Source organism: Corynebacterium kefirresidentii, assembly GCF_016599755.1.
Taxonomy (GTDB): Bacteria; Actinomycetota; Actinomycetes; order Mycobacteriales; family Mycobacteriaceae; genus Corynebacterium; species Corynebacterium kefirresidentii.
Genome location: NZ_CP067012.1, coordinates 264,167 through 285,068, shown reverse-complemented (window position 1 = coordinate 285,068; position 20,902 = coordinate 264,167). Strand labels below are relative to the sequence as shown.

At 59.3% G+C, this 20,902-nt stretch carries 22 protein-coding genes; 12 read left to right on the top strand and 10 right to left on the bottom strand.

What is annotated here, in order from left to right; translation table 11 throughout:
* Positions 1–63 precede the first annotated feature (63 nt).
* Positions 64–1,320 (bottom strand): serine--tRNA ligase, encoded by a 1,257-nt coding sequence (serS, locus tag I6I12_RS01690; RefSeq protein WP_023020092.1) that lies wholly within the window; start codon positions 1,318–1,320, stop codon positions 64–66.
* Between the two features lie 65 nt (positions 1,321–1,385).
* Here serS and I6I12_RS01685 point away from each other — a divergent pair, with 65 nt between their 5' ends.
* From I6I12_RS01685 to I6I12_RS01675, 3 genes are read left to right on the top strand one after another with little or no spacing between them, the layout of a single operon-like run.
* The gene (locus I6I12_RS01685; protein ID WP_023020093.1) at positions 1,386–2,135 is read left to right on the top strand and encodes a GntR family transcriptional regulator; all 750 of its coding nucleotides are present in this window, start codon (positions 1,386–1,388) and stop codon (positions 2,133–2,135) included.
* A gap of 36 nt (positions 2,136–2,171) precedes the next feature.
* Positions 2,172–3,245, top strand: a complete 1,074-nt coding sequence (locus tag I6I12_RS01680) for a septum formation family protein (RefSeq protein WP_200288531.1) — start codon at positions 2,172–2,174, stop codon at positions 3,243–3,245.
* Entirely contained in the window at positions 3,245–3,592 is a 348-nt protein-coding gene (locus I6I12_RS01675) for a metallopeptidase family protein (protein ID WP_023020095.1), read from the top strand. Before I6I12_RS01680 ends, I6I12_RS01675 begins: the two co-directional genes overlap by 1 nt.
* Here the strand turns inward: I6I12_RS01675 and I6I12_RS01670 are convergent.
* Both I6I12_RS01670 and pheA read right to left on the bottom strand, forming a co-directional pair.
* A complete protein-coding gene (locus tag I6I12_RS01670) occupies positions 3,589–4,242 on the bottom strand; it encodes a histidine phosphatase family protein (RefSeq protein WP_023020096.1) in 654 nt (217 codons plus the stop codon). The two genes, I6I12_RS01675 and I6I12_RS01670, sit on opposite strands and share 4 nt — an antisense overlap.
* A 9-nt stretch (positions 4,243–4,251) precedes the next feature.
* Positions 4,252–5,148, bottom strand: coding sequence for a prephenate dehydratase (gene pheA / locus I6I12_RS01665; RefSeq protein ID WP_023020097.1), 897 nt, complete (start codon positions 5,146–5,148; stop codon positions 4,252–4,254).
* Between the two features lie 33 nt (positions 5,149–5,181).
* Between pheA and I6I12_RS01660 the strand changes: the two genes are divergently transcribed.
* The 3 genes from I6I12_RS01660 (at position 5,182) to I6I12_RS01650 (ending at position 8,321) form a co-directional block, all read left to right on the top strand.
* Positions 5,182–6,318: an amidase gene (locus I6I12_RS01660; protein WP_023020098.1), complete on the top strand. Its 1,137-nt coding sequence runs from the start codon at positions 5,182–5,184 to the stop codon at positions 6,316–6,318.
* Complete coding sequence (locus I6I12_RS01655) at positions 6,315–7,013, top strand: CPBP family intramembrane glutamic endopeptidase (RefSeq protein WP_023020099.1); 699 nt, start codon at positions 6,315–6,317, stop codon at positions 7,011–7,013. The genes I6I12_RS01660 and I6I12_RS01655 overlap by 4 nt, the downstream gene beginning before the upstream one ends.
* A 63-nt stretch (positions 7,014–7,076) precedes the next feature.
* Positions 7,077–8,321 (top strand): LCP family protein, encoded by a 1,245-nt coding sequence (locus I6I12_RS01650; RefSeq protein ID WP_023020100.1) that lies wholly within the window; start codon positions 7,077–7,079, stop codon positions 8,319–8,321.
* 49 nt (positions 8,322–8,370) lie between these two features.
* Here I6I12_RS01650 and I6I12_RS01645 read toward each other — a convergent pair whose 3' ends face one another.
* The 3 genes from I6I12_RS01645 to I6I12_RS01635 are packed head-to-tail and all read right to left on the bottom strand — an operon-like array spanning position 8,371 to position 10,963.
* Positions 8,371–9,291 carry a DUF5926 family protein gene (locus I6I12_RS01645; RefSeq protein WP_023020101.1) on the bottom strand — a complete coding sequence of 307 codons (921 nt, stop codon included), beginning with the start codon at positions 9,289–9,291 and terminating at the stop codon, positions 8,371–8,373.
* A gap of 20 nt (positions 9,292–9,311) precedes the next feature.
* Complete coding sequence (locus I6I12_RS01640) at positions 9,312–10,016, bottom strand: glycerophosphodiester phosphodiesterase family protein (protein WP_023020102.1); 705 nt, start codon at positions 10,014–10,016, stop codon at positions 9,312–9,314.
* Positions 10,016–10,963, bottom strand: a complete 948-nt coding sequence (locus I6I12_RS01635) for an L-lactate dehydrogenase (protein WP_023027783.1) — start codon at positions 10,961–10,963, stop codon at positions 10,016–10,018. Before I6I12_RS01635 ends, I6I12_RS01640 begins: the two co-directional genes overlap by 1 nt.
* Positions 10,964–11,050: 87 nt before the next feature.
* Between I6I12_RS01635 and I6I12_RS01630 the strand changes: the two genes are divergently transcribed.
* Positions 11,051–12,793 (top strand): alpha/beta-hydrolase family protein, encoded by a 1,743-nt coding sequence (locus I6I12_RS01630; protein ID WP_023020104.1) that lies wholly within the window; start codon positions 11,051–11,053, stop codon positions 12,791–12,793.
* On the opposite strand, the gene msrA is transcribed toward I6I12_RS01630, so the two are convergent.
* Positions 12,790–13,437, bottom strand: coding sequence for a peptide-methionine (S)-S-oxide reductase MsrA (gene msrA / locus I6I12_RS01625; RefSeq protein ID WP_023020105.1), 648 nt, complete (start codon positions 13,435–13,437; stop codon positions 12,790–12,792). The two genes, I6I12_RS01630 and msrA, sit on opposite strands and share 4 nt — an antisense overlap.
* Before the next feature lie 164 nt (positions 13,438–13,601).
* Here msrA and I6I12_RS01620 point away from each other — a divergent pair, with 164 nt between their 5' ends.
* Positions 13,602–14,204: a superoxide dismutase gene (locus I6I12_RS01620; RefSeq protein ID WP_005325362.1), complete on the top strand. Its 603-nt coding sequence runs from the start codon at positions 13,602–13,604 to the stop codon at positions 14,202–14,204.
* 43 nt (positions 14,205–14,247) lie between these two features.
* On the opposite strand, the gene I6I12_RS01615 is transcribed toward I6I12_RS01620, so the two are convergent.
* The gene (locus I6I12_RS01615; protein ID WP_023020106.1) at positions 14,248–15,102 is read right to left on the bottom strand and encodes a LysR family transcriptional regulator; all 855 of its coding nucleotides are present in this window, start codon (positions 15,100–15,102) and stop codon (positions 14,248–14,250) included.
* 71 nt (positions 15,103–15,173) lie between these two features.
* Between I6I12_RS01615 and I6I12_RS01610 the strand changes: the two genes are divergently transcribed.
* Both I6I12_RS01610 and I6I12_RS01605 read left to right on the top strand, forming a co-directional pair.
* A complete protein-coding gene (locus I6I12_RS01610) occupies positions 15,174–16,325 on the top strand; it encodes an MFS transporter (protein WP_023020107.1) in 1,152 nt (383 codons plus the stop codon).
* 10 nt (positions 16,326–16,335) lie between these two features.
* The gene (locus I6I12_RS01605; RefSeq protein ID WP_234288150.1) at positions 16,336–17,634 is read left to right on the top strand and encodes a copper oxidase; all 1,299 of its coding nucleotides are present in this window, start codon (positions 16,336–16,338) and stop codon (positions 17,632–17,634) included.
* Here the strand turns inward: I6I12_RS01605 and I6I12_RS01600 are convergent.
* The gene (locus I6I12_RS01600; RefSeq protein ID WP_200288530.1) at positions 17,621–19,054 is read right to left on the bottom strand and encodes a TM0106 family RecB-like putative nuclease; all 1,434 of its coding nucleotides are present in this window, start codon (positions 19,052–19,054) and stop codon (positions 17,621–17,623) included. The two genes, I6I12_RS01605 and I6I12_RS01600, sit on opposite strands and share 14 nt — an antisense overlap.
* 69 nt (positions 19,055–19,123) lie before the next feature.
* On the opposite strand from I6I12_RS01600, the gene I6I12_RS01595 reads away from it, so the two are divergent.
* Both I6I12_RS01595 and I6I12_RS01590 read left to right on the top strand, forming a co-directional pair.
* Positions 19,124–19,756, top strand: a complete 633-nt coding sequence (locus I6I12_RS01595; RefSeq protein ID WP_023020110.1) for a DUF6474 family protein — start codon at positions 19,124–19,126, stop codon at positions 19,754–19,756.
* A 187-nt stretch (positions 19,757–19,943) separates the two neighbouring features.
* The gene (locus I6I12_RS01590; RefSeq protein ID WP_023020111.1) at positions 19,944–20,255 is read left to right on the top strand and encodes a histone-like nucleoid-structuring protein Lsr2; all 312 of its coding nucleotides are present in this window, start codon (positions 19,944–19,946) and stop codon (positions 20,253–20,255) included.
* On the opposite strand, the gene I6I12_RS01585 is transcribed toward I6I12_RS01590, so the two are convergent.
* Positions 20,252–20,890: a LuxR C-terminal-related transcriptional regulator gene (locus tag I6I12_RS01585; protein ID WP_023020112.1), complete on the bottom strand. Its 639-nt coding sequence runs from the start codon at positions 20,888–20,890 to the stop codon at positions 20,252–20,254. The two genes, I6I12_RS01590 and I6I12_RS01585, sit on opposite strands and share 4 nt — an antisense overlap.
* Between the last annotated feature and the right edge of the window lie 12 nt (positions 20,891–20,902).

Genomic DNA, 20,902 nt, shown 5'->3' with positions numbered 1-20,902 from the left:
GAGTGATCTGGCGATACAGGAAATTCGTCGCAGCGTTCATAACTCTCCAGGACGACGGCGGACTTACTGCGGGGTGAGGACATCCTTGCCCACGAAGGGGCGCAGGGCCTCAGGGACAACGACAGAGCCGTCGGCCTGCTGGTGGTTTTCCAAGATAGCAACTAGCCAGCGAGTAGTCGCCAGGGTGCCGTTCAAGGTAGCTGCGGTCTGGGTCTTGCCATTCTCGTCACGGTAACGGGTGGACAGGCGGCGAGCCTGGAAGGTGGTGCAGTTCGAGGTGGAAGTCAGCTCGCGGTAGGTGCCTTGGGTAGGAACCCAAGCCTCATTGTCGAACTTGCGGGCCGCCGAAGAACCGAGATCGCCACCGGCAATGTCGATGGTGCGGTAGGGCAGCTCCATGGCTTCAAGCATGTCCTTTTCCATGGATAGAAGGCGCTGGTGCATTTCCTCCGCATCTTCAGGCTTGCAGTAAACGAACATCTCCAGCTTGTCGAATTGGTGGACGCGCAGGATGCCGCGAGTGTCCTTACCGTGGGAGCCGGCCTCGCGGCGGAAGCAGGAGGACCAGCCAGCGTACTGCAGCGGACCGTTAGAAAGGTCGATAATCTCATCCTTGTGGTAGCCGGCAAGGGCCACCTCAGAGGTACCGACTAGGTACATATCATCGGCTGGGAGGTAGTACACCTCATCGGAGTGCTGTCCCAGGAACCCGGTGCCGGACATAATGTCTGGGCGAACTAGAACTGGCGGAATCATTAGCTTGAAACCAGCTTCGCGCGCCTTCTGTGCTGCAAGCATAAGCATTCCCAACTGGAGGAAGGCACCGTCACCAGTGAGGTAGTAGAAGCGAGCTCCACCTACCTTAGCGCCACGCTTGACATCGATAAGGCCCAGGGACTCGCCCAGCTCAAGGTGATCTTTCGGTTCGAAGTCGAACTCAGGAATCTGGCCGACCTCTTCCATCACCACGAAGTCATCTTCGCCGCCGGCTGGGGCGCCTTCAACCACGTTATCCAGCTTGTACTGCAGCTCTTCCACCTTGGCCTCAGCGGCAGACTGTGCCTCTTCCGCTTCCTTGACCTTGGCCTTCAGCTCATTGGAGCCCTCTAGCAAAGCCGGGCGCTCTTCCGGGGAGGCCTGGCCGATCTTCTTGCCAAAAGCCTTCTGCTCGGAGCGCAGTTCGTCGGCCTTTTGAATAGCAGCACGGCGCTGCTCATCAGCTTCCAAGAGCTGGTCTACGAGGGAGGGATCCTCACCTCGATTCACCTGGGAAGCACGGACAACGTCAGGGTTTTCGCGGAGTAGCTTGAGATCAATCACGAATGTAAGTTTAGCGTATTGACAACACCTTGCGGTGGTAATAACCAGCGAATTACCATGGAGTTATGTCCGCCGTTCAGCTCCCCGCCCGCACTATTACGGACGGCCCCGTTCCAAAACACGCCCAATTGCACGATATCCTCGAAGAATTGTGCCGCACGACCCTCAAACCCGGCGATACCCTCCCCGGCGAAAGGCTCCTTGAAGAGACCTACGGGGTGTCACGTATCACAGTACGCCGCGCCATCGGTGATCTCGTCGCGGCCGGAAAATTGCGCCGCATCCGCGGTAAGGGCACCTTCGTGGCCCCCAATCCCCTAGTCTCCCGGCTCCACCTGGCCTCATTTTCAGATGAGATGGGCGCCCAAGACGTCACCGCCTCTTCTAAAATCCTTACTAGCGGCCGCAGTAGCGCCCCAGAGGATGCCGCCATCTTTTTTGATACGCCCGCTAACGCCGAACATATTCACCTGCGCCGCCTGCGCTTGGGCGATGGCGAACCGTACTCCATCGACGATGGCTGGTATAACTCCACGTTCGCGCCCAGCCTTTTGGAAAATGACATCTACAACTCGGTCTACGCCATCCTCGATTCTGTCTTTGATGTCCCCATCACCGATGCGGATCAGACGGTCTCTGCAATATCGGCCGATGCGGACACTGCCCCGCTTCTCGACGTCCCCGTGGGCACCCCGCTGCTCCACATTGTGCGCTACTCCCGCTCGGGCGATAGGCCGGTGGAGTGGTGCTCCTCAGTTTATCGCACCGACCGCTATCGCCTGACTACCCGGGTGGCTAGGGAGAACAGTCTCTAGCCAGCATCCAGGTTAAAAGGTAAGATTAGGGGCCTTATGAAGAAATCACCTGCGTGGCGTTCCGCTGTGGCCGTCCAGATTGTCTTGATTGCGGCAATCGCGGCGGCCGTTTTCATGGGCATCTACGGCGTTATCAGCTCCCAGAAATCGGGCAGCGATGAGACCACCGCTGCCCAGCAGCACGATAGCGGGGATAATTCAGAAACCGCTGCCCCTAAACCGGAACCTTTCACCGCCGCGACCGCTGGTGCCTGCTTGACGTGGGATATCGCGAAAGATGGCTCCGCCACAGGGTTCAAGGAAGTACCTTGTTCCGAACAGCACCGCTTCGAGGTCTCCAAGACCGAAGACTTAAGTGTGTACCCCACCAGCGAATTCGGACCAGATGCTACTCGCCCGGCACTTACCCGCCAACACCAATTGCGCGATGAGCTGTGCGAATCCGCCACCGTGAACTACCTGCACGGCAAGTGGGATCCCAACGGCAAGTACGACGTAGCATCCATTCTCCCGCCGCAGTCTGCCTGGGATCGCGGCGACCGCACCCTACTCTGTGGCCTGCAAACCACCGATGACCACGGCGTACCGCAGCTTAATCACGGCAACGTAGAAGCCTCCGAGCAGGCCAACCTCACCAAGCCGGGCGAATGCTTGGCCATCGATGACAAGCAGGTTCCACACGTCGTTGAATGCGCTAAGCCGCACCAGATGGAAACCGTATCCGTCATTGATGTGGGCAAGCAGTTCCCTGATGGCTACCCGGATGGCAAGGATATGGACAAATTCCTTTCCGATACCTGCACCGCCGCTACCGAGGACTACCTCGGCGGCGAAGAACAGCTCTATCAATCCACGCTGCAACCGTTCTGGGGTTCTATCACCGAGGCCTCATGGAATGGTGGCACCAAGTCCGTCAATTGCTTCCTCGTGCATGCCCGCGCAGGCGGCGGCTTCTCTGCCATCACCGGTTCCGCTACCGGTGGCCGTCAGGCCCTGACTATCGATGGCAAGCCGCCGGAGGAGCGACCTGAGCGCAATCCGCTGCGCGAGGATAAGGACAATAAGCCAGCGCCCGAATCCGCCGCCCCTGCACCAGCCCCAGCACCCTAATGGTGGAGGTTTCGGAAGAGCGCTTCGATGAAATGGTCAACGAGGCGCTGGATCAGGTCCCCGAGGAATTTGTACGTCGCATGCGCAACCTCGTCATCTTGGTCGAAGATGAAAACCCCGATAACCCGATGCTGCTCGGGCTCTATGAAGGCGTGGCACTGCCCCGCCGCACCTTCGACCACACCGGTTTCTTGCCCGATGCGATCTTCATTTACCGGAAGACGCTGCAGCGCTGGTCCGGCAGCGAGGAAGACCTAGCAGAGCAGGTCAAGGTGACGGTATTTCACGAGCTCGGCCACTATTTTGGCCTCGAGGAAGAGGAGCTGCACCGCCTAGGCTGGGGTTAGAGCTCCGTATCTGCCCAACGGGTCAATGCCCACTGCCCAAAATCCTTGCCGCAGGGCTCCATCACCATGAAGCGGCAATTGGGCAGATAGCCGGTATAGGCAAAGTCGGCATCAACCCCCGTGGCATGCTTGGTGACCACGCGGATGGCCGCGCCGTGGCTGACAAGGATGACATCGTGGTCGTCGGCAAGCTGGCCTGCAATGCCCTCCAGCACCGGCTGGTAGCGCGCCAGCACATCCTCCAGGGTCTCGCCGCCTTCCATGCCGGCGTCCTGCTCGCCATCGCACCAGCCGCGCAGGGCCACCATGTGCGAACGGTGGGCATCCTCGCTGCCGTCCATTTCCCAATCGCCGGCAGAAATCTCGTGCACTCCGGAGATCACGTCCACACGCTGAGAAAACTCGGGCATACCGCGCTCTTGTTCAAAGGCGCGTGCCGCCAGCATCGCAGTCTGCTGAGCGCGCAGGGCAATGGAACATTTAAATTCCACCTCGCGCTCGCCCACCAACTGCGCTAGCTCACGGCCAACCTCCGTGGCTTGGTCGCGCCCGTGCTCAGTAAGCTCGGCCCCAGGCGGGCGGGTATCAAGAAGACGAGAAATATTGGAATAGGTCTGACCATGGCGCAGCAGGATGATTCTTCCGGGCATGCCTCTAGATTATTGGCCCCTGCGTGCCCGCGCTACCCATTCATCCGCCGCGGCAAGATCGCGCGGCGGCCTGCCTGCGGGGGTTGCCGCCGGCCAAGAACCAAGGAAGAGCACGTTCTGCGCCCGCAACCACAATGCCCGGAGCGCCTCTGCCACCGGTTGGTCTTCAATATGCCCAATGAGGTCTACATAGAAACGGTATTCCCCAAAGGCCTCCCGCTTAGGACGCGACTCGATCCGGGAAAGGTCCACCCCACGGTGCGCAAAGTCCTGCAGTGCCCCCACCAGGCTGCCCGGCTCATTAGGCAGGGTGAAGATAACACTCGTGCGATCCTGTCCGGTACGCGCGGTTGGTTTTCCCGGGCGCCCCACCAAAACAAACCGTGTTGCCGCGCCCTTTATATCCGCCACCCCCTGGGCGATGGTCTCCAAGCCAAAGATCTCGGCCGCACGCGCTGGCGCCGCCGCGGCATCAGCGTCCCCACGGGCCACAGCCTCGGCCGCAGCCGCATTGGAGCTAGCCGGCACGAACTCAACCTCCGGCAGGTGTTCTTTTACCCACCCGCGGATTTGTTGGAAAGCCACCGGGTGGGTACTGAGCCGTTTAATATCCTCCGCATCCGGCCGGGTCATGATGCTAAAGGCCACGGGGATATCCACCTCGCGGTAAATCTGCACCGGTTCTCCCTCTACAAGGGCATCAAAGGTGGTGGTTACCGCGCCATCGACGGAATTTTCAATAGCTACGCAGGCATACTCGGCCTGCTCGGCGCGCACCGCGGCCACCGCTTCCGATGGAGAGCCAACCGGCATGGTCTCTACTTCCGGCATATGCGCGGCAAACTTGTGCACGGCCGCTTCCGTAAACGTTCCGGCCGGTCCAAGGAAGGCGATGGTGGTAGTCATGCTCGTCACCTTAGCCCACTAGACTGGTGCCCCATGGACTTTTCCGTAGAACAGCTCCGCGCGGACCTGCGCGGCCTTGCCCCAGAGGAGCATGGTTTTACCTACGTGGATCTGGACCGCAAGCCTTCCGCCTACGGCCGGCTAAGCGGCTGGGTCCTGTCCGCTAAGGATCTCTGCGATGTCCGCGGCATGCCCACTACCTTGGGAAACATCGATCGTACCTACTACCCTGAGCGTAGCGATTCCTTCATAGAGGGCTTGGAAAAGCAGGGTGCGCGCATCATCGGCAAGTCCTCCGCTCCGGAACTTGGCCTGCGTGTAGATACGGAACCGGTGGGCCTGCCCCACCCCGATAATCCCCTCTACCCCGGCTGCACCCCGGGTGGTTCTTCGGGTGGCGCGGCGGTGCAAGTCAGACGAGGATTGCTGCGAGCAGCCCACGCCAGCGATGGCGGCGGATCCATCCGCGTGCCGGCCGCGGCCTGCGGCGTCGTGGGTTTCAAACCGGCGGGTGCGGAGCTGGGCGTGCAGGGCTTTATTACCCGGACCGTGGCAGATAATGCGTTTTTGCATGGGCACCGCATGATCACCCCGCGCGCCCGCATCGGTCTGCTACTGGAGCCGTTGTTCTGCGATGCCAGCGTCGCTGCGCACCACCTCCGCGCCGCCCGCGAGGCCGCCCAGCGCCTACAGGCAGCCGGCTTTCAGGTAGTGCCCATTTCCCCCTACCCTCAGGCTCGGGCTACCTTTGCGCATTTCCGGAATATTTTTACCTCCCGCCTAGCGGAGCTTCACCCAGCAGAAGGCTACGCCGAGTGGATTGCCCAGCAGGGGCGGCGCGTCAGCTCTGCTGAGGTGGCCGCGGCGCGGGCACACGTTCGGCAGCTGCCGGACCTACTGGCCCAAGAGTGGGGCGTAGATGCCATCCTCACCCCGATGCTGACCACGGATCCACCGCGCACCGGATATTTCCTGTCTCTGTCCCATGAGGAGAATTTCGCAGCCCAGACCCAGTGGTCCCCGTGGGGTTCGCTGTTTAATATGGCCCAACTTCCCGCCATTTCCGTGCCGTGGACCATTCCCAATCACCCACCGGTGGGAGTACACCTAGGGGGCATTACGCTTTCCGACGCCTCCCTGCTCGGCCTCGCCCACATCCTGCACCCATGACCAAGTCTCTACGCGCCGAACTGCTCATCGTCCTCACCCTCACCTTTGGTATTTCCGGGGTGCGGGCGGTGTTGAACCTCATCAATTCCTTCGCCTCACCGCAGCGGCTCAATGAGCAATCGGTCACGCTCAACTCCAGCCAGTCCTCTTTAGCCTGGGTGGATATGGGCCTGCAGCTGTGCTCGGCCGCTGTACTCTGCTCCTATGGTGCCTTAGCGCTCTTCCTGCTGGCTAAGGACCATATTTTCCCGCGCGCCTACCGCGCCCGCGACTGGCTGGAGGGGGCAGGGCTTGCCGCACTTATTGGAATTCCGGGACTCGCCCTATATTTCACGTCAGTCCACTTCGGGTGGAGCAAAGAGGTTATCCCCGGCGATTTTGCCAATGCTTGGGTGCACATTCCCGTTTCCCTTTTTAAGGCAGCGGCTAATGCCTTTGCGGAGGAAACCGTGGTGGTGATGTGGTTTATGACGCGCTTGCGCCAGGCCCGTTGGTCCCTGCTGACAATACTTGCCGCGAGCTCTGTCTTGCGCGGTTCTTACCACCTCTACCAAGGAGTTTCTGCTGGATGTGGCAATATCATCATGGGGTTCGTTTATGGCTACTACTACCACCGCACGGGGCGAGTATGGCCGTTAGTCATAGCGCATTTTCTTATCGACGCCGTCGCTTTCGTGGGTTATTCCTTCCTGTGAAAATGCCCTTAGGGGGACGTCGCGAAGCGGGCGAAACTCCCCGCACCTTGTAAGGTATAGCGCATGACTGAATCAGGACGAGATCCGCATAGGGAGGCCCGCCGCGCCGGCGACGGTTCCTCCACTGAATTCGTCCTTGGGGCCGATGGGCGTCCCCTCAAGGATCGATACGGCCGCCCCATTCGACGCCGTTCCTCCGCCCGCCCGACGCCGCGGCGCGTCGAACCGGAACAGCAATCCTTCCGCGCTCCGCAGCCACAGCGGCAGCAACAGCCACCGCGCCGCACCCCACCCCCAACGCCGAGCCGCTACCCGAGTCAATACCGAGCGCAGCAACGCCCACCCCGTCGGACCGAACCCCGACCTGCGCCCCGCCAGCGCCCGCATAGCCGCCGCAAGAAGGTCAATCCGGCCAAGCGCGCCCTCGGTTGTATTGGTATGGCGCTTGTTGTCCTCTTGGTATTCAACCTCGTCTTCATGTTTTGGACCGATGCTCGCCTCACCCGTGTCGAAGCGCTTCCAGAAGACCAAGTGTCTAATACCGCCGGCACCAATTGGTTGCTCGTCGGTTCCGATTCTCGTCAGGGCCTCAGCGAGGAACAGCAGGCCGAACTGGGCACCGGCGGCGATGTAGGTGAAGGCCGTACCGATACCATCATGCTGCTGCACATTCCCCGCACCGGCAAGGCCAAGCTCGTGTCCATTCCGCGCGATAGCTACGTAGAGGTCCCCGGTTTTGGCATGGACAAAATCAATGCCGCCTTTACCTACGGTGGACCGCAGCTACTCGCCCAAACCGTTGAAGGGACAACCGGTCTGCACATCGACCACTATGCCGAAATCGGCATGGGTGGCCTGGCCAATGTGGTCGATTCTGTCGGCGGTGTGGACGTGTGCGTGAAAGAACCCATCAATGACCCGCTCGCCGGCATCGATCTCCAAGACGGCTGCCAAAAGCTCAAGGGACGCGATGCCTTGGGCTACGTGCGCACCCGTGCTACTGCCATGGGTGACCTAGACCGCGTGCAGCGCCAGCGCGAATTCTTCTCCGCTTTGCTGGATAAGGTGGCTTCTCCTGCCACCATTATCAACCCATTCCGCGCCTACTCCTTGGTCAACCACACCGCTTCCTCGTTCATCGTGGGCAACGGTGACCACGTCTGGCATCTTGCCCGCGTGGCGCTTGCCATGGGCTCCGGTGTGGAAACAGAAACCGTCCCCATCGGTGGGTTCCAAGACACCGAGGTAGGCAACGTAGTCCTCTGGGACGAGGAAGCAGCCTCTGGGTTGTGGGATTCCCTCAAATAGGGATCAAAAAATGGCACCTCCGCCACAGGAGGTGCCATTTTTTATGTCTTTAACGCAAGGTCACCTGGCGAGACTTGATGTTTTCGAGCTGCTTGCGCTCATCGGCGCTGAGCTGAGCATCATTAGAAATTTCCTCCTCCAGGGCCTTATCCACGCGGGTGAGGTGGTCCTCATAGGAAGCGTGGTCAACCTCTGGATCCAAGTCAAAGACTGGGGCAATAAGGCCGTGGGTGCGGAAGACACCGGCAAACTTGGTATCTTCACCGAGGTTCAGCTCACCGCGGGCGGCTACGCGTGCCAGCGCATTCAAGAATGCGGATTCATCGTCACTCGGGCGGACCCAACGAATATGGGCCTTGCCACCGCCGGCATTTGCCCAGAAAGCAGCGCCGGTGATGTTCTCGCCCACTTCGTGGGATTCGATGACGGAATCATTAGCTGCGCGTAGGGACTGCGCAATCTGCGGGGTGACCTGTGCACCCTCCGGGATCCACCATTCGAAGTCTTGGTGCACCTGCACGTCGAGGGCTGCGGAGGCGTCGATAAGCTCTTCCAGCTTCGGCTCCGAGCCATCAGCCGCAGTGGATTCCAGGGTGGCGCCAGGCTCATTATTCTTCACCCAGTTGAGGGCAAAGGCGAGGTCGCGGCCCGGGTTATGGGTATGCGACTGTACCTGCAAGCCCACGAAGGCATCGCCGCCAAATTCGGCATCACGAATTAGCGCAGCAGAAGCACCCGGCAAGACGGTGGCTACATATACGTTCTTGTCGCAGCCCTTGACCTCAAGCTTGGCAAAAGCGGAGGGGACGAACTCCTGCATGGCGACCAGGCTGGCCTCTGCAGCAAGTCCACCGTAGGGGCGGGGATCCTTTTCTAGGGCAGCGCGCTCCTTGGCGCGGGCGGCGAGCTTTGCCTGGCGGCGGGACATGCCATCAGGCAGCTGTTCCTTGTTCTTTTTCTTCTTGGCCATGCTTCCAAGATACCTGGTTACTAGAGCTCAATGGCATGCAGGGCCACTTCGGGTTGGTTGGTAGCGAGCATATCCACCCCATTGGCCCACGCCCACTTCATATCCTCCGGCTTATCTACGGTCCACAGGTAAGTAGGCAATCCCTGGGCACCGATAATTGCTGGCTGTAGCTTCGCACGCAGCAAGGATACGCCCAGAGCGGTGGGCTTGGACAACATCACATCGGGCCGGTTGACGTGGCGTTCCCAATCGCGGCGGAGATAAATCCGGTCCATATGCGGCGCCAAGTTTTGCATCCGCCGAATGGCATGGTGGGAAAAGGAAATGATGTGGATCCGGGGATCGTCGAAAAGCCCTGCATAACGCAGGCGCAGCACCGTTTGCTCCTCCAGGATGTCGCCCTGCCCGGAGGGGTGCTTGGTCTCGATGTATAGGTGGTGCGGTTTGCCCTCGAGTAGCTCCAAGAGTTCATCGAGAAGCATCATGCGTTGGCCCGAACCGATGTCCACGCCGCGCAATTCTTCCCAGTCCAGCTTGGAAATGCGGCCGGGGCGCCCCGCAGTGCGGTCCAACGTGGGATCGTGTTGGACCACTACCTTTCCATCGCGCGTCAAGCGCACATCGCACTCGACGCCATGAATTGGCAAATCTAAAGCCTTCTCAAAAGCTAGAGGGGATAGCTCTGGATATTTTCCGGAGTATCCCCTGTGGGCGACAATCTTCACTAGCCGAAGAACTCTTCCTTGATGTCATTCAGGGTCTTCGCAGAAGCATCGAAACGCTCCTTTTCGTGCTCATTGAGCTGCAGCTCAATCGCGCGCACGATGCCGGAACGATTGATAATGGCGGCAGTGCCGATGTAGAGATCTTCTACGCCGTACTCGCCCTGCAGATACGCAGACACTGGCAGAGCCACGTCCTGGTTCTGGATGACGGCGGCGGTAATGCGGGCTAGGCCCATGCCGATGCCGAAAGAGGTAGAACCCTTGGCATCAATGATGGAGTAGGCAGCATCGCGGGTATCTTCGAAGATCTTCTCGATGCGCTCAGCGTACTCCGGATCCGTGTCGAACTTCTTGGACAACGGAACACCAGCGATATTGGCAGTAGAGACGGCCGGCAGCTCGGAATCGCCGTGCTCGCCCACGATGTAGGCGTGAACGGACTTCGGGGCAACGCCTTCTAGCTCACCCAACATGTAGCGGAAGCGAGCGGAGTCCAGCACGGTGCCGGAGCCGATGACTCGCTTGTGGTCCAGGCCGGAGGCCTTCCATACGGCGTAGGTCAGGATGTCCACTGGGTTGGAGGCGACAAGGAAGATGCCGTCAAAGTCATTGGCCATGACATCGGAGACGATGCTGTTCATGATCTTGACGTTTTTGCCCACCAGGTCGAGGCGGGTTTCGCCCGGCTTCTGTGCGGCACCGGCGCAGATGACAACCATATCGGCGTCTGCGCAATCGGCGTAGGTGCCCTTGGTGACGCGAGTGCGGGTGGGGGCCCAAACAACGCCGTGATTGAGGTCCATGACGTTGCCCTCTAGCTTCTTTTCATCGATGTCGATGATTGCCAGGTGGTCAACGATGCTTTGGTTGATGAGAGCGAAGGCGTAGGCGACTCCCACGTCGCCGGCGCCGATGAGAACTACCTTGTTTCCTACATGATTTGCCATGACCCCATTGTGCAACTTTTTGGGGGGTTTTGCACGGGCTAGATCTCACCCTGAAATTCCCACCGAAATCTGGGACAATCGGGCATTATGAAACGCGCTCTCCGCCGCGCTGCACTAATCGCTCTTGGCGTAGCCGCGGATCTCACGCCCATCGTCCGTATGACCAGCCGGCAAACCTTACCGCCCAATATGTCGGCTGGAATTTTGGGTGCGGAATTAGCCACGTGGGCAGCAATTTCACCCTCTCTCCTCCCTCGCCCGTGGTGGGTGACTGCCGCCAATGTAGCCATTGGCCAGGGCATCGGACATTTGGGGGCGGCTTCGACAAGCTTCCTACTCAACAGCATTGGTAAGCGCCCCCAGGACCGCCTGGGGCCACAACATCGACAGATCCTGCACCTTGCTATCGGCGCCGGCACCGCCTTTAATGCCGTACTTTCGTTGCGCAACCAGAAAAAGCAGGCGGAGTTAGTAAATAAACAGCTCGTGCGCGGGCCCGTTACGGCGGCGATCGGCTTGGCCGCTGGCACCGCAGGCTATGGCACACTACTGCTTATCGGGGAAGCCACACAGCTGGCCGTTACTAAATTATCGCGCCAGTTGGGACGCTGGGTTCCGGCGCTTATCGCTTGGCCGGTTGTTACCGCAGGACTGAGCCTAACGGCCTTTGCCCTTTCTGATCGCGTGGTTTTTCGGCGCTGGTTGCGCTCACTTTCGCACCAAGCGCAAAGAATCAATAAGCAAATTTTCCCCGGCACCTCCATGCCTTGGGAGCCGGAGCGGTCCGGTAGCCCGTGGTCGCTCGAGCCGTGGTCGGCGCTGGGGCAGCAGGGGCGCCGCTTTGTTTCTAATGGCCCCCGCGCCCGCGATATCCGCATGGCAACGGGAATCAATGCGAAAGAGCCCATCCGCATCTATGCCGGATACATTCCGGGGCGTTCCTTCCGGCAATCCGCAGAGAAAGTTCGCGCCGAACTCGAGCGCACTGGTGCCCTAAGGCGCGAAACTATTGTTATCCAGATGCCTGCGGGTTCGGGATGGATAAATAATTGGGGCGCGTGCTCCTATGAGTTTTTAACCGGCGGTGATTGCGTCACCGTCACCATGCAATATTCCTATCTGCCTTCGGTCTTTGCTTACCTTGTAGATAAAAACGCCCCGAAGCAGGCAGCCCGCGAATTGATTCGGGTGATACAAGAAGAAATAGATAAGCTACCGGAGGAAAACCGCCCTCGGCTCTATTTTGCAGGTGAATCGCTTGGAGCCTACGCCATTATGGATAACTACCATAATGTGGAGGACCTACTTTCTGCCTGCAATGGCGCCGTCTTTTCCGGCCCTCCACGCATGACGCATTTTACCCAGCGTTTGCGCCGAGACATTGGCTCTTTGGAACGTCTGCCCGTTATCGATGGCGGTAAACATGTGCGCTACGCAGCGGCCCCGGACCACACGCTGCACGACGCCTTTGGCAACGACTTCGCCCATACCTGGCGCCGGCCCCGCATGCTCATTGCCCAACACGCTTCCGACGCCATCGTGTGGTGGGACCTGAATCTCCTTGTGCGCAGGCCCACATGGATCCATGAACCGCAGCCGGAGGCCCTGCACGCGGATACCTTCCGGCAGCTGCACTGGGTGCCATTTATTACCTGGTGGCAAATTGGCTTGGACCAAATCAATTCCCTCAACGTCCCCGGCGGGCACGGACACAACTATTTTGAGGAAATGCTCTGGTATTGGGACGAGGTTTTAGGATCCCAATCGCGCCAATCGCTCACCCCAAAGTTGGCTAAGAAGATTGCCCGCTTCATCCGGCGCGACGCTTAATCGCACTTCACCCCGGTGCTGTGGTGCGGGCAGTATCCATTGGGCACCTTATGTAAATACTGCTGATGCTCGTCCTCAGCTAGGTAGTACTCCCCGGAATCTGTATCGGAGAGAAGTTTAACCTCCGTGGTGGTATCTCCGAATCCGAATTCCTTGAGCTTGTTTGCATAGGAATCCACGATGTCCTGGATTTCTGCCCGCTCATCCTCCGTGCGTGGATAGAAGGCAGAGCGATATTGCGTGCCTACATCATTGCCCTGACGGAAGCCCTGGGTGGGATCATGCGCCTCAAGGGCCTGCACCACAAGATCACGCAGGCTGATGCGTTGCGGGTCATAAACCACCTGAACCACCTCGGCATGGTTGGTCAGTCCGCGGCATACCTCGTAATACGTAGGATTCGGGGTAGTGCCACCCGCATAGCCCACCGAGGTGGACTCCACTCCTTCTGTCTCCCAGAACATCTTCTCCGCACCCCAGAAACATCCCAGTGCAATGAGGATGGAGCGCTGCCCTTCTTTCCACGGTCCGGTAATCGGCGTTCCTAAAACAGCATGCGGGGCAGGGGCCAGAATCGGTTCGGCTCGCCCTGACAGGGCTTGGTCTGCGGCAACGAGCTTGGGCTCTGGTTTAAACATCCACATGAGGCATAGCTCCTTCCTTATTCCTTCTTCCCAACGTTGTACTGCGAAAAGCTATTCCACAGCCAGTTAATTTTCGCGCTGGTTCCACAATTCGAATTAATCATGGCGAAATCTTTCAACCGTGCCTATCATCGGGACACGTACCCGAAGAAAGGATTAAATTAATGGCTGTTTACGAACTTCCTGACCTCCCATACGCATTCGACGCACTGGAGCCACACATCTCCGCAGAGATCATGGAGCTCCACCACGATAAGCACCACGCAACCTACGTTGCTGGCGCTAACGCTGCACTCGAGGCGCTCGAGGAAGAGCGCAACGGCGAGGCTAACCCGGATCGTATCCGTGCCCTGTCCAAGAACTTGGCATTTAACCTGGGTGGCCACACCAACCACTCCATCTTCTGGAAGAACCTATCCCCGAATGGTGGCGGCGAGCCAACCGGCGAGCTGGCAGAAGCTATCAACCGCGACTTCGGCTCCTTTGAGAAGTTCAAGGCTCACTTCTCCGCTGCCGCTACCTCCCTGCAGGGCTCTGGCTGGGCAGTTCTGGGCTACGACCACATTGCTGGCCGCCTGATCATCGAGCAGCTGACTGACCAGCAGGGTAATACCTCCATCAACTTCACCCCGCTGCTGATGCTGGATATGTGGGAGCACGCTTTCTACCTGCAGTACAAGAACGTTAAGGCTGATTACGTAAAGGCCGTATGGAACGTCTTCAACTGGGATGACGTTGCTGAGCGCTTCGCTGCAGCCACCAAGTAACTCCTTTTAGTTACACAGGCCGCCCCCTCTGGGGCGGCCTTTTCTATGCCCGGATAAACTCCCGGAATTGCTGCACCGGAGGCGCATCGTCCCCGGCGCGCCACACCAAACCGAGTTCGCGGTACGCCGGCGGCGTAAGGGGAACTAGGCTTCCCACCTGTAGATAAGGATCATCCAGCGGCAAGAGCGCCACCCCAAGGCCGGCCGCTACCAGCCCCGCAACGGTGGTAAGCTCCATCGATTCGAAAACAAGGTGGGGACTAAAGCCGGCATCTTCCGCCAGGGCATCAAGGAGCATGCGCGTGCCATAGCCGGGAAGCATGCCGATGAACGGCTCGGCCGCACATTCCGCAAGATCTACCTCTTGCCGGTGTGCTGCCCAGTGGCCTTCCGGTACCGCAAGACCTAGGCGCTGCACCTTTATCTGGTGCCAGCCCAATGCGGCATTCGGCCGCGGGCCTACCAGCGCGAGGTCGGATTCGCCATTTTCTACTCTGCTCACCAGCTCTTGCGCCGCCCCTTGGTGCAGGCGAATATCCACGTGGGGGTGCAGCTCGCGATAACTTTTGATCAGATCCGGAACCAGCCAGGTGCCGAGCGAGTGCATGAAATCAAGGCGCACGGTACCTCGTTCGGGGTCCATGAGGCGGGCTACATCGTCCCGGCCTGACTCATAGGCGCGGAGCATTTCCCGTCCTGTCGCAGCGAAGACGGTTCCGCGCGAGTTTACATGCAGGGTGTGCCCAGTGCGCTCAAAAAGACGGGCACCGAGGCTTGCTTCTACGCGCTGTACGCGGCGGGTCAGTGCAGATTGGGAAATCCCCAGCTCATCGGCCGCAGCGCCAACCCGACCGTAATCCACCACGGCGAGGAAGCCGCGGATATCTTCAACATTCATGCATGCTCCGCATCGCTTTTTGTAATTTTCCACATTTTACACATGCAGTGCCACAAGGCAGGCTAAATGACATGACTAGAACGCGGCGTGCAACGGTAGCCATGCTCCTAGTGGGCTTGGCCATCTTCTCCAGCCTTTATTCCACCCAAGCTATTCTTCCCACGCTGGTACAAAACATGGGTCTTTCCTCCACCGAGGCGGCCATGACCGTATCGGCCGCTACGGGCGCGCTGGCCCTGTGCGTCGTCCCCGCTTCCATCCTCTCCGAACGCTTCGGCCGCGGCCGTATCCTGCTTATTTCGGCCGTTTCCGCCACCAGCGTGGGGCTCATTGTGCCGCTCGCTGCCGAAGGATGGCATCTTATTTTGCTGCGCGGCCTGCAGGGCGCTCTCCTCTCCGGTGCACCTGCTACCGCGATGGCATGGCTTTCTGAAGAACTCGATGATAAAGCGCTGCCGCGCGCCATGGGGCTCTACATTGCAGGCACCTCCGTCGGCGGCCTTACCGGCCGTCTCATTCCTACCGGGCTGGTAGAGATTTCCACGTGGCGCTGGGCCCTTTTTGGTTCGGCGCTAGTTTCGCTCGCCTTTGCCATCACGTCGTGGCTCCTGCTTCCCGCGCAACGCAACTTCCGGCCGAAATCCATCCATCTCACCAGCGAAAGTCGGGCGCTTTTCGGCCACTGGGCTAACCGGGATTTGGCATTGCTCTTTCTCACCGCGTTCCTCTCTATGGGCACATTTGTCTCCATGTACAACTTCCTGACCTTCCGGCTCATCGATGATTTTGGGTTGGCCCCTTCACTCGCCGGTTTGGCCTTCCTCTTCTATCTTTCCGGCACGTGGTCCTCTGCGCGGGCGGGCTCTCTCGTGGCACGGATCGGGCATGGGAAAACCCTCTGTGCTTCAGCCGCACTTTTTACCCTTGGCATCGCATTATGCGCCGGTAACCTTCCCATGACGCTCCTGGGCATGATCGCCTTTACCGTGGGCTTTTTCGCCGTCCACTCCACCGCCTCCGGGTGGGTAGGCCAGATTGCCACCCATGACCGCGCGGAGGCGTCCTCGATGTACGTATTCTGCTATTATTTCGGCTCTTCTGTGGTGGGAGCGTGTGCGGGCATGCTTTTCGACGCCCTTTCCTGGCCCCTCTTCATTGCCTTCTTCACCGCGGTGGCCCTTAGCCTTAGTGCGCTGACTTGGACCAGGATTAAATCCGACTAATATCGGTTTTATGCCTGAGAATAAGTGGTCGGCGCGGACGTGGCACCGAAGGGCCTCTCGGCCCGTATCTCTGTGGATGATGGTCTTCATCCTCGTGGGTGCCACGCATACCCTGGTGCCGAATTACCGATGGGTGCTCATTCACCTGTTCACCCTCGGACTAGTGAGCAATAGCATCATGGTCTGGTCACAGCACCTGACGGAAAAATTCACCCAACAGCGCCTCCCCGATTCCACCCGGCCCACCCAATTGGGTCGCATCTATGGCCTCAATGCCGGCATCATCATCACGCTACTCGGCCAAGTCCTTATGGAATTCTGGTCCCATCACTGGATAGTCACCCAGGTGGGAGCCACGCTCATTATTCTCATGGTGCTTTGGCATGCGGCATCGCTCTTCCGGCAATGGCGCGGCGCCAAAGAAAAGCGCTTCCGGCCGGTGGTGGGCGCCTATGCACTTTCCGCCCTCTGCCTGCCGGTAGGCGCCATGTTTGGCGCACTGCTAGCGGTCCACCCCGGCCACCCTACGCTGCTGCTCGCCCATATCGCCGCCAATATCGGCGGTTTCATCGGCTTGGCAGCGGCCGGCTCCCTCACCATCCTTTTCCCCTCCATTTGGCGCACCCAAGGTATCAATCGCCACATGCGTTCCTCCTTTGCCCTGCTCGCCGTCGGCGTGGCCGCCACCATCATTGGGGCCTTCCTCGGATTCCCCCAGTTGGGCCTAATCATGTACTGCTGCGGTTGGGTACTGAGTCTGCAGCAGTGGCTCGACAACGTGCTCACAGTGGCTAAAGACCCGCGCGATCGCATTACTTTCGCCTCGGTCTCCGTCCTTATGGCCTCGTTATGGCTGGTGCTGTCTTTGGCGTATTACACCGTCCAGCACTTTTTCACCCCTGCACCGGCACTGCCTTCCCTCGCCTTGCTGGTGGGGTTTGCCGGTCAGCTCCTCATCGGCGTCATGAGTTACCTCTTGCCCACCACCATGGGTGGCGGCCCCTCTGCCGTCCGAGCGGGCCTACAGCAGCTAGACAAACTCGGCTTATTGCGTGCCACATTCGTCAATGGCGGGCTACTCATCTGGATCGGTACCGATGTTTCCCTGCTCAAGGTGGCCGCCTCCCTTCTGTGCATCCTTTCTCTGGCTGTCTACCCCGTGCTCATCGCCCGAGCGGTCAAAGCCCAGAAACAGGTCTTAATGAAAAAGGCGGAGGGCCCAGATCCCAAGCCGGGACCTGAATGGAACCAGGTATATATGGGCATAGCGATCCTCGCGGTCGTGTACGCCCTATTTACAGCGCTTTAGCCCCCGGTGCTCCGGCATCCATCCACTCGCGTACCGCGCGGGTGGCCTGTACATCGCCGGAGTTATAGTCCAGCAAACGCTGCCGCGCCACGAGGTCCCCGGCTAGCGCCTCGCGCCGCGCATTCACGGATTCTTCGCCGTCGAAATCCTCTTCTGGCCACGTAAACCCAGCCTCAGGCGCAACAACCTTCAGGCCCAGGCCAAAGGGGCCGGCGAAGGATCTTTTAACGTGGGCAAACATATCCACCCACTCGGGCGAGGAGATGAACTCTTCTACCTCCCGCTCATCCACCTCGTGGAAACGCCGCGCGGACATACGCATCCAGTGATTCTCGCCATGGGCAGAGTAGCAATAAGCAGCAAAGGTTTTACCCTGCGCATGCGCCTGCGCCCGCAGATCCATCAGCCAGCGCCAGAAGGCCGCAAAATTTTCCGCCTCGGCGCGCCCTCCCAACGGCTCCCAGGTCACGAAAGGGACATACTCGCCGTCGTACCACGCTCCCCATAGATACGCGCCCTGGTCCAGGTAGGCTTCCATATCCACGTCTACTTCCACGTCCGCCCGCGGAACGTTCACGTCACCGCGGCGCAACAATACTTCCCCGGCGCGCCAGGCGGCTGCAAGGCGGGAGGGTTCGCCCAGGTCGGCTTCGATAAGCGCCTGCACGGAAGTAATACCTCGCTCGCGGTAAGGCTTAGCGCGGTCGCCGGATAAAAAGAGCGAAATATCATCCGCCGCCACCAACTCTGGTTCACACAAAGACCAGAAGCGGCAGCTAGCGCACTCTTTAACCCGTACCGGCGCAGTAGGCAGCGGCTGATTCCACGCGCGTTCCAGATCAAACCTGGCCGTGTCAGTAAAAAATGCTCGCGTGCGATCCTGTCCAATGGCTCCGCCCCGGCCCGAATCAAGCCCTAGATCCTGCAAAGCACGAGCGGCAAAAGCTAAGCGGTAGCCATCCACCGCATGGTGGCGCAGCTTATACGGGGCTTCGAGCGGCTCACTCAGCCCCAACCTGTGGGTGGGCACCGCCAGCGTCGTCTTCGTGTCATTCTTGCGGGCCACACGATGATTGGAGACGATGATCGGGGTGTATTTATCGCCCTCACGCAGCAGCACATCCACGTGCACCATCCACTCCTCGGTAGCAAAGACCGCATTGGTGATGTGCGTATATCCGGAAACCACAGCCTCAAGGGTGCGCATGGAGCGCTCCCACTCATCGCCTTCTAAATCGATGCGGCGGAAACGACCGGAACCCCTGCGCGGAAGCATCTGCATGACCGCCTCCACGGCGGCGGCGTGGCGCTCCGCCCGGGCAATCGAGGCATGGGTACGCGGCATCTCGGGGTGCGCACGCCGCTGCACTAAGCGGTAACGGCATCCCACAAGGTCCGAAGCAACAACCACATCCTCCACACCGGGTGAGCTTAATAGAATGGCAAGGTAAAGTTGAATCCAGACTCGATCAAACGTGAGGGAAATTAAATGAGCATTCTGAAGAAAATTAAAAAGGCCCGCCAAGAAGCACGCGCACAGGCAAAGGCTGCCAAGACCCGCGCTAAGGCAGAGGTAAAGGCCCAGTCTAAAGACCGCCGTCGCCAGCAAAAGCTCCTGGCCAAGCAGGAAAAGCACCTCATCAAGTCTGAGGAAAAGGGGCTAAAGAAGCGCCGCAAGCACGAGGAGAAGATGGCCAAGAATGAACTGGCCAAGCTCAAGGCCGGCCGTTTTAATTCCGATAACGTCAAGCGCTACGCCGGTGCACTGCGCACCGCCGCTCCCCTGCTGCTGCCACTTCTCTACCGCGGCTACGTAGGCTTGAAAACCGAAGGCGAAAAGCGAAAGGCCGCCAAAGCCGGCGTAACTTCAGACCAGATGGCTTCCTTTTCCGGCTACGGTGCCCCGCTCAAGGCCCGCACCGCAGGTATCCGCAATTCCCTCGATAACACGGATATCCCGGCCGGATTCAAGCGCGATGTGCGCGACCGCCTCCAGGAAGTAGACTCCGCCATCGACAATGCTGAGTTTATGACTAAGCAGCAGCGCCGCCGCGCACACAAGACCATTAGCTCGGAGATTGACTCCATTACTGCGGAAATCCAGCAGCGTCTGGCCCAGTAAAATCATTTATGCCACCACCGAATAGGGGGCGGTGGTGGCATATATTTATTTTCCATAAAGTTCCGGAATTTTTCGGGGAAAGTCTTTTCAGCCAGAAAAAGATGCGGATAATCTTCTAATCGCCCTATCCCTGAAACACCATTAATGCTCTCTTTGCTTGGTGTGCATTTAGAAAATTGGAGGCAAAATGTCCCGCCGTGAAGTGACCCAATTTTACGACGACTTGGACCACACCCTAATTCCCGAAGACCAGCTAGAAGTCATTCACTTCAGCGTGAACGGTCAAAACTACCTTATCGATCTCTCCACGGATAACGCGCGTCGCTTCCATAATCTTCTCGCCCCCTACGTGGATGCCGCCCGCGTTGCCCCGGACATCAATGCACAGCGCGCCAATCCGAGTCAGATCCGCGCATGGGCACGCACCCAAGGGCTGCCAGTGGCGCACCGGGGCAAGATCCCGCAGGACGTCATCGAGGCCTATAACGCTGCCAACTAGAGCACGCCCTGCTCGCGCGCAGCCGCCACGGCGGAGGTGCGCGAACGCACACCCAACTTGTCATAAATGTGCACAAGGTGGGACTTCACGGTGGCCTCAGACAACATAAGATCTTGTCCAATCTGGCGGTTTGAAGCACCGGCTGCCACCAGCTGCAATACTTCTAACTCGCGCGGTGTAAGGGAAGTACGCGGCGTGCGTACGCGAGTCATTAGCCTATCGGCCACGATAGGAGAAAGCGCCGAATCGCCCTCCGCAGTCGAGCGTACCGCCGCGAGCAACTCCTGCGGTGGTGCATCCTTGAGGAGATAGCCCACGGCGCCGGCCTCAATCGCGCCGAGAATATCCGCATCGGTGTCATAGTTAGTGACCACCAGAACCTTGGGCGGGGTGGCCATGGCGGATCGAATCTGCGCGGTAGCCTCCGCACCACCCATAACGCGGGTCCCTTCCACGCCGGCGCCAAAGCGCAGGTCCATCAAGATGACATCGATGCCGCCCGCCTGCGCAGCCGAAACCGCAGCTTCGGCCGTAGCGACCTCCCCTACGACGTCGATATCTTCTGCGCCCTCCAGCACGGAGCGCAAGCCTAGCCGGACGATTTCGTGGTCATCTGCTAATAGGACCCGAATCACGACATTCCTCCT

Coding starts and splice junctions, on each gene's coding strand:
- I6I12_RS01645 (WP_023020101.1), bottom strand. CDS start 9,291: ATGGCCAAGAAGAAAAAGAACAAGGAACAGCTGCCTGATGGCATGTCC.
- I6I12_RS01595 (WP_023020110.1), top strand. CDS start 19,124: ATGAGCATTCTGAAGAAAATTAAAAAGGCCCGCCAAGAAGCACGCGCA.
- I6I12_RS01675 (WP_023020095.1), top strand. CDS start 3,245: ATGGTGGAGGTTTCGGAAGAGCGCTTCGATGAAATGGTCAACGAGGCG.
- I6I12_RS01620 (WP_005325362.1), top strand. CDS start 13,602: ATGGCTGTTTACGAACTTCCTGACCTCCCATACGCATTCGACGCACTG.
- I6I12_RS01655 (WP_023020099.1), top strand. CDS start 6,315: ATGACCAAGTCTCTACGCGCCGAACTGCTCATCGTCCTCACCCTCACC.
- I6I12_RS01610 (WP_023020107.1), top strand. CDS start 15,174: ATGACTAGAACGCGGCGTGCAACGGTAGCCATGCTCCTAGTGGGCTTG.
- I6I12_RS01670 (WP_023020096.1), bottom strand. CDS start 4,242: ATGCCCGGAAGAATCATCCTGCTGCGCCATGGTCAGACCTATTCCAAT.
- I6I12_RS01635 (WP_023027783.1), bottom strand. CDS start 10,963: ATGGCAAATCATGTAGGAAACAAGGTAGTTCTCATCGGCGCCGGCGAC.
- I6I12_RS01685 (WP_023020093.1), top strand. CDS start 1,386: ATGTCCGCCGTTCAGCTCCCCGCCCGCACTATTACGGACGGCCCCGTT.
- pheA (WP_023020097.1), bottom strand. CDS start 5,148: ATGACTACCACCATCGCCTTCCTTGGACCGGCCGGAACGTTTACGGAA.
- I6I12_RS01605 (WP_234288150.1), top strand. CDS start 16,336: ATGCCTGAGAATAAGTGGTCGGCGCGGACGTGGCACCGAAGGGCCTCT.
- I6I12_RS01630 (WP_023020104.1), top strand. CDS start 11,051: ATGAAACGCGCTCTCCGCCGCGCTGCACTAATCGCTCTTGGCGTAGCC.
- msrA (WP_023020105.1), bottom strand. CDS start 13,437: ATGTGGATGTTTAAACCAGAGCCCAAGCTCGTTGCCGCAGACCAAGCC.
- I6I12_RS01590 (WP_023020111.1), top strand. CDS start 19,944: ATGTCCCGCCGTGAAGTGACCCAATTTTACGACGACTTGGACCACACC.
- I6I12_RS01615 (WP_023020106.1), bottom strand. CDS start 15,102: ATGAATGTTGAAGATATCCGCGGCTTCCTCGCCGTGGTGGATTACGGT.
- I6I12_RS01660 (WP_023020098.1), top strand. CDS start 5,182: ATGGACTTTTCCGTAGAACAGCTCCGCGCGGACCTGCGCGGCCTTGCC.
- I6I12_RS01680 (WP_200288531.1), top strand. CDS start 2,172: ATGAAGAAATCACCTGCGTGGCGTTCCGCTGTGGCCGTCCAGATTGTC.
- I6I12_RS01650 (WP_023020100.1), top strand. CDS start 7,077: ATGACTGAATCAGGACGAGATCCGCATAGGGAGGCCCGCCGCGCCGGC.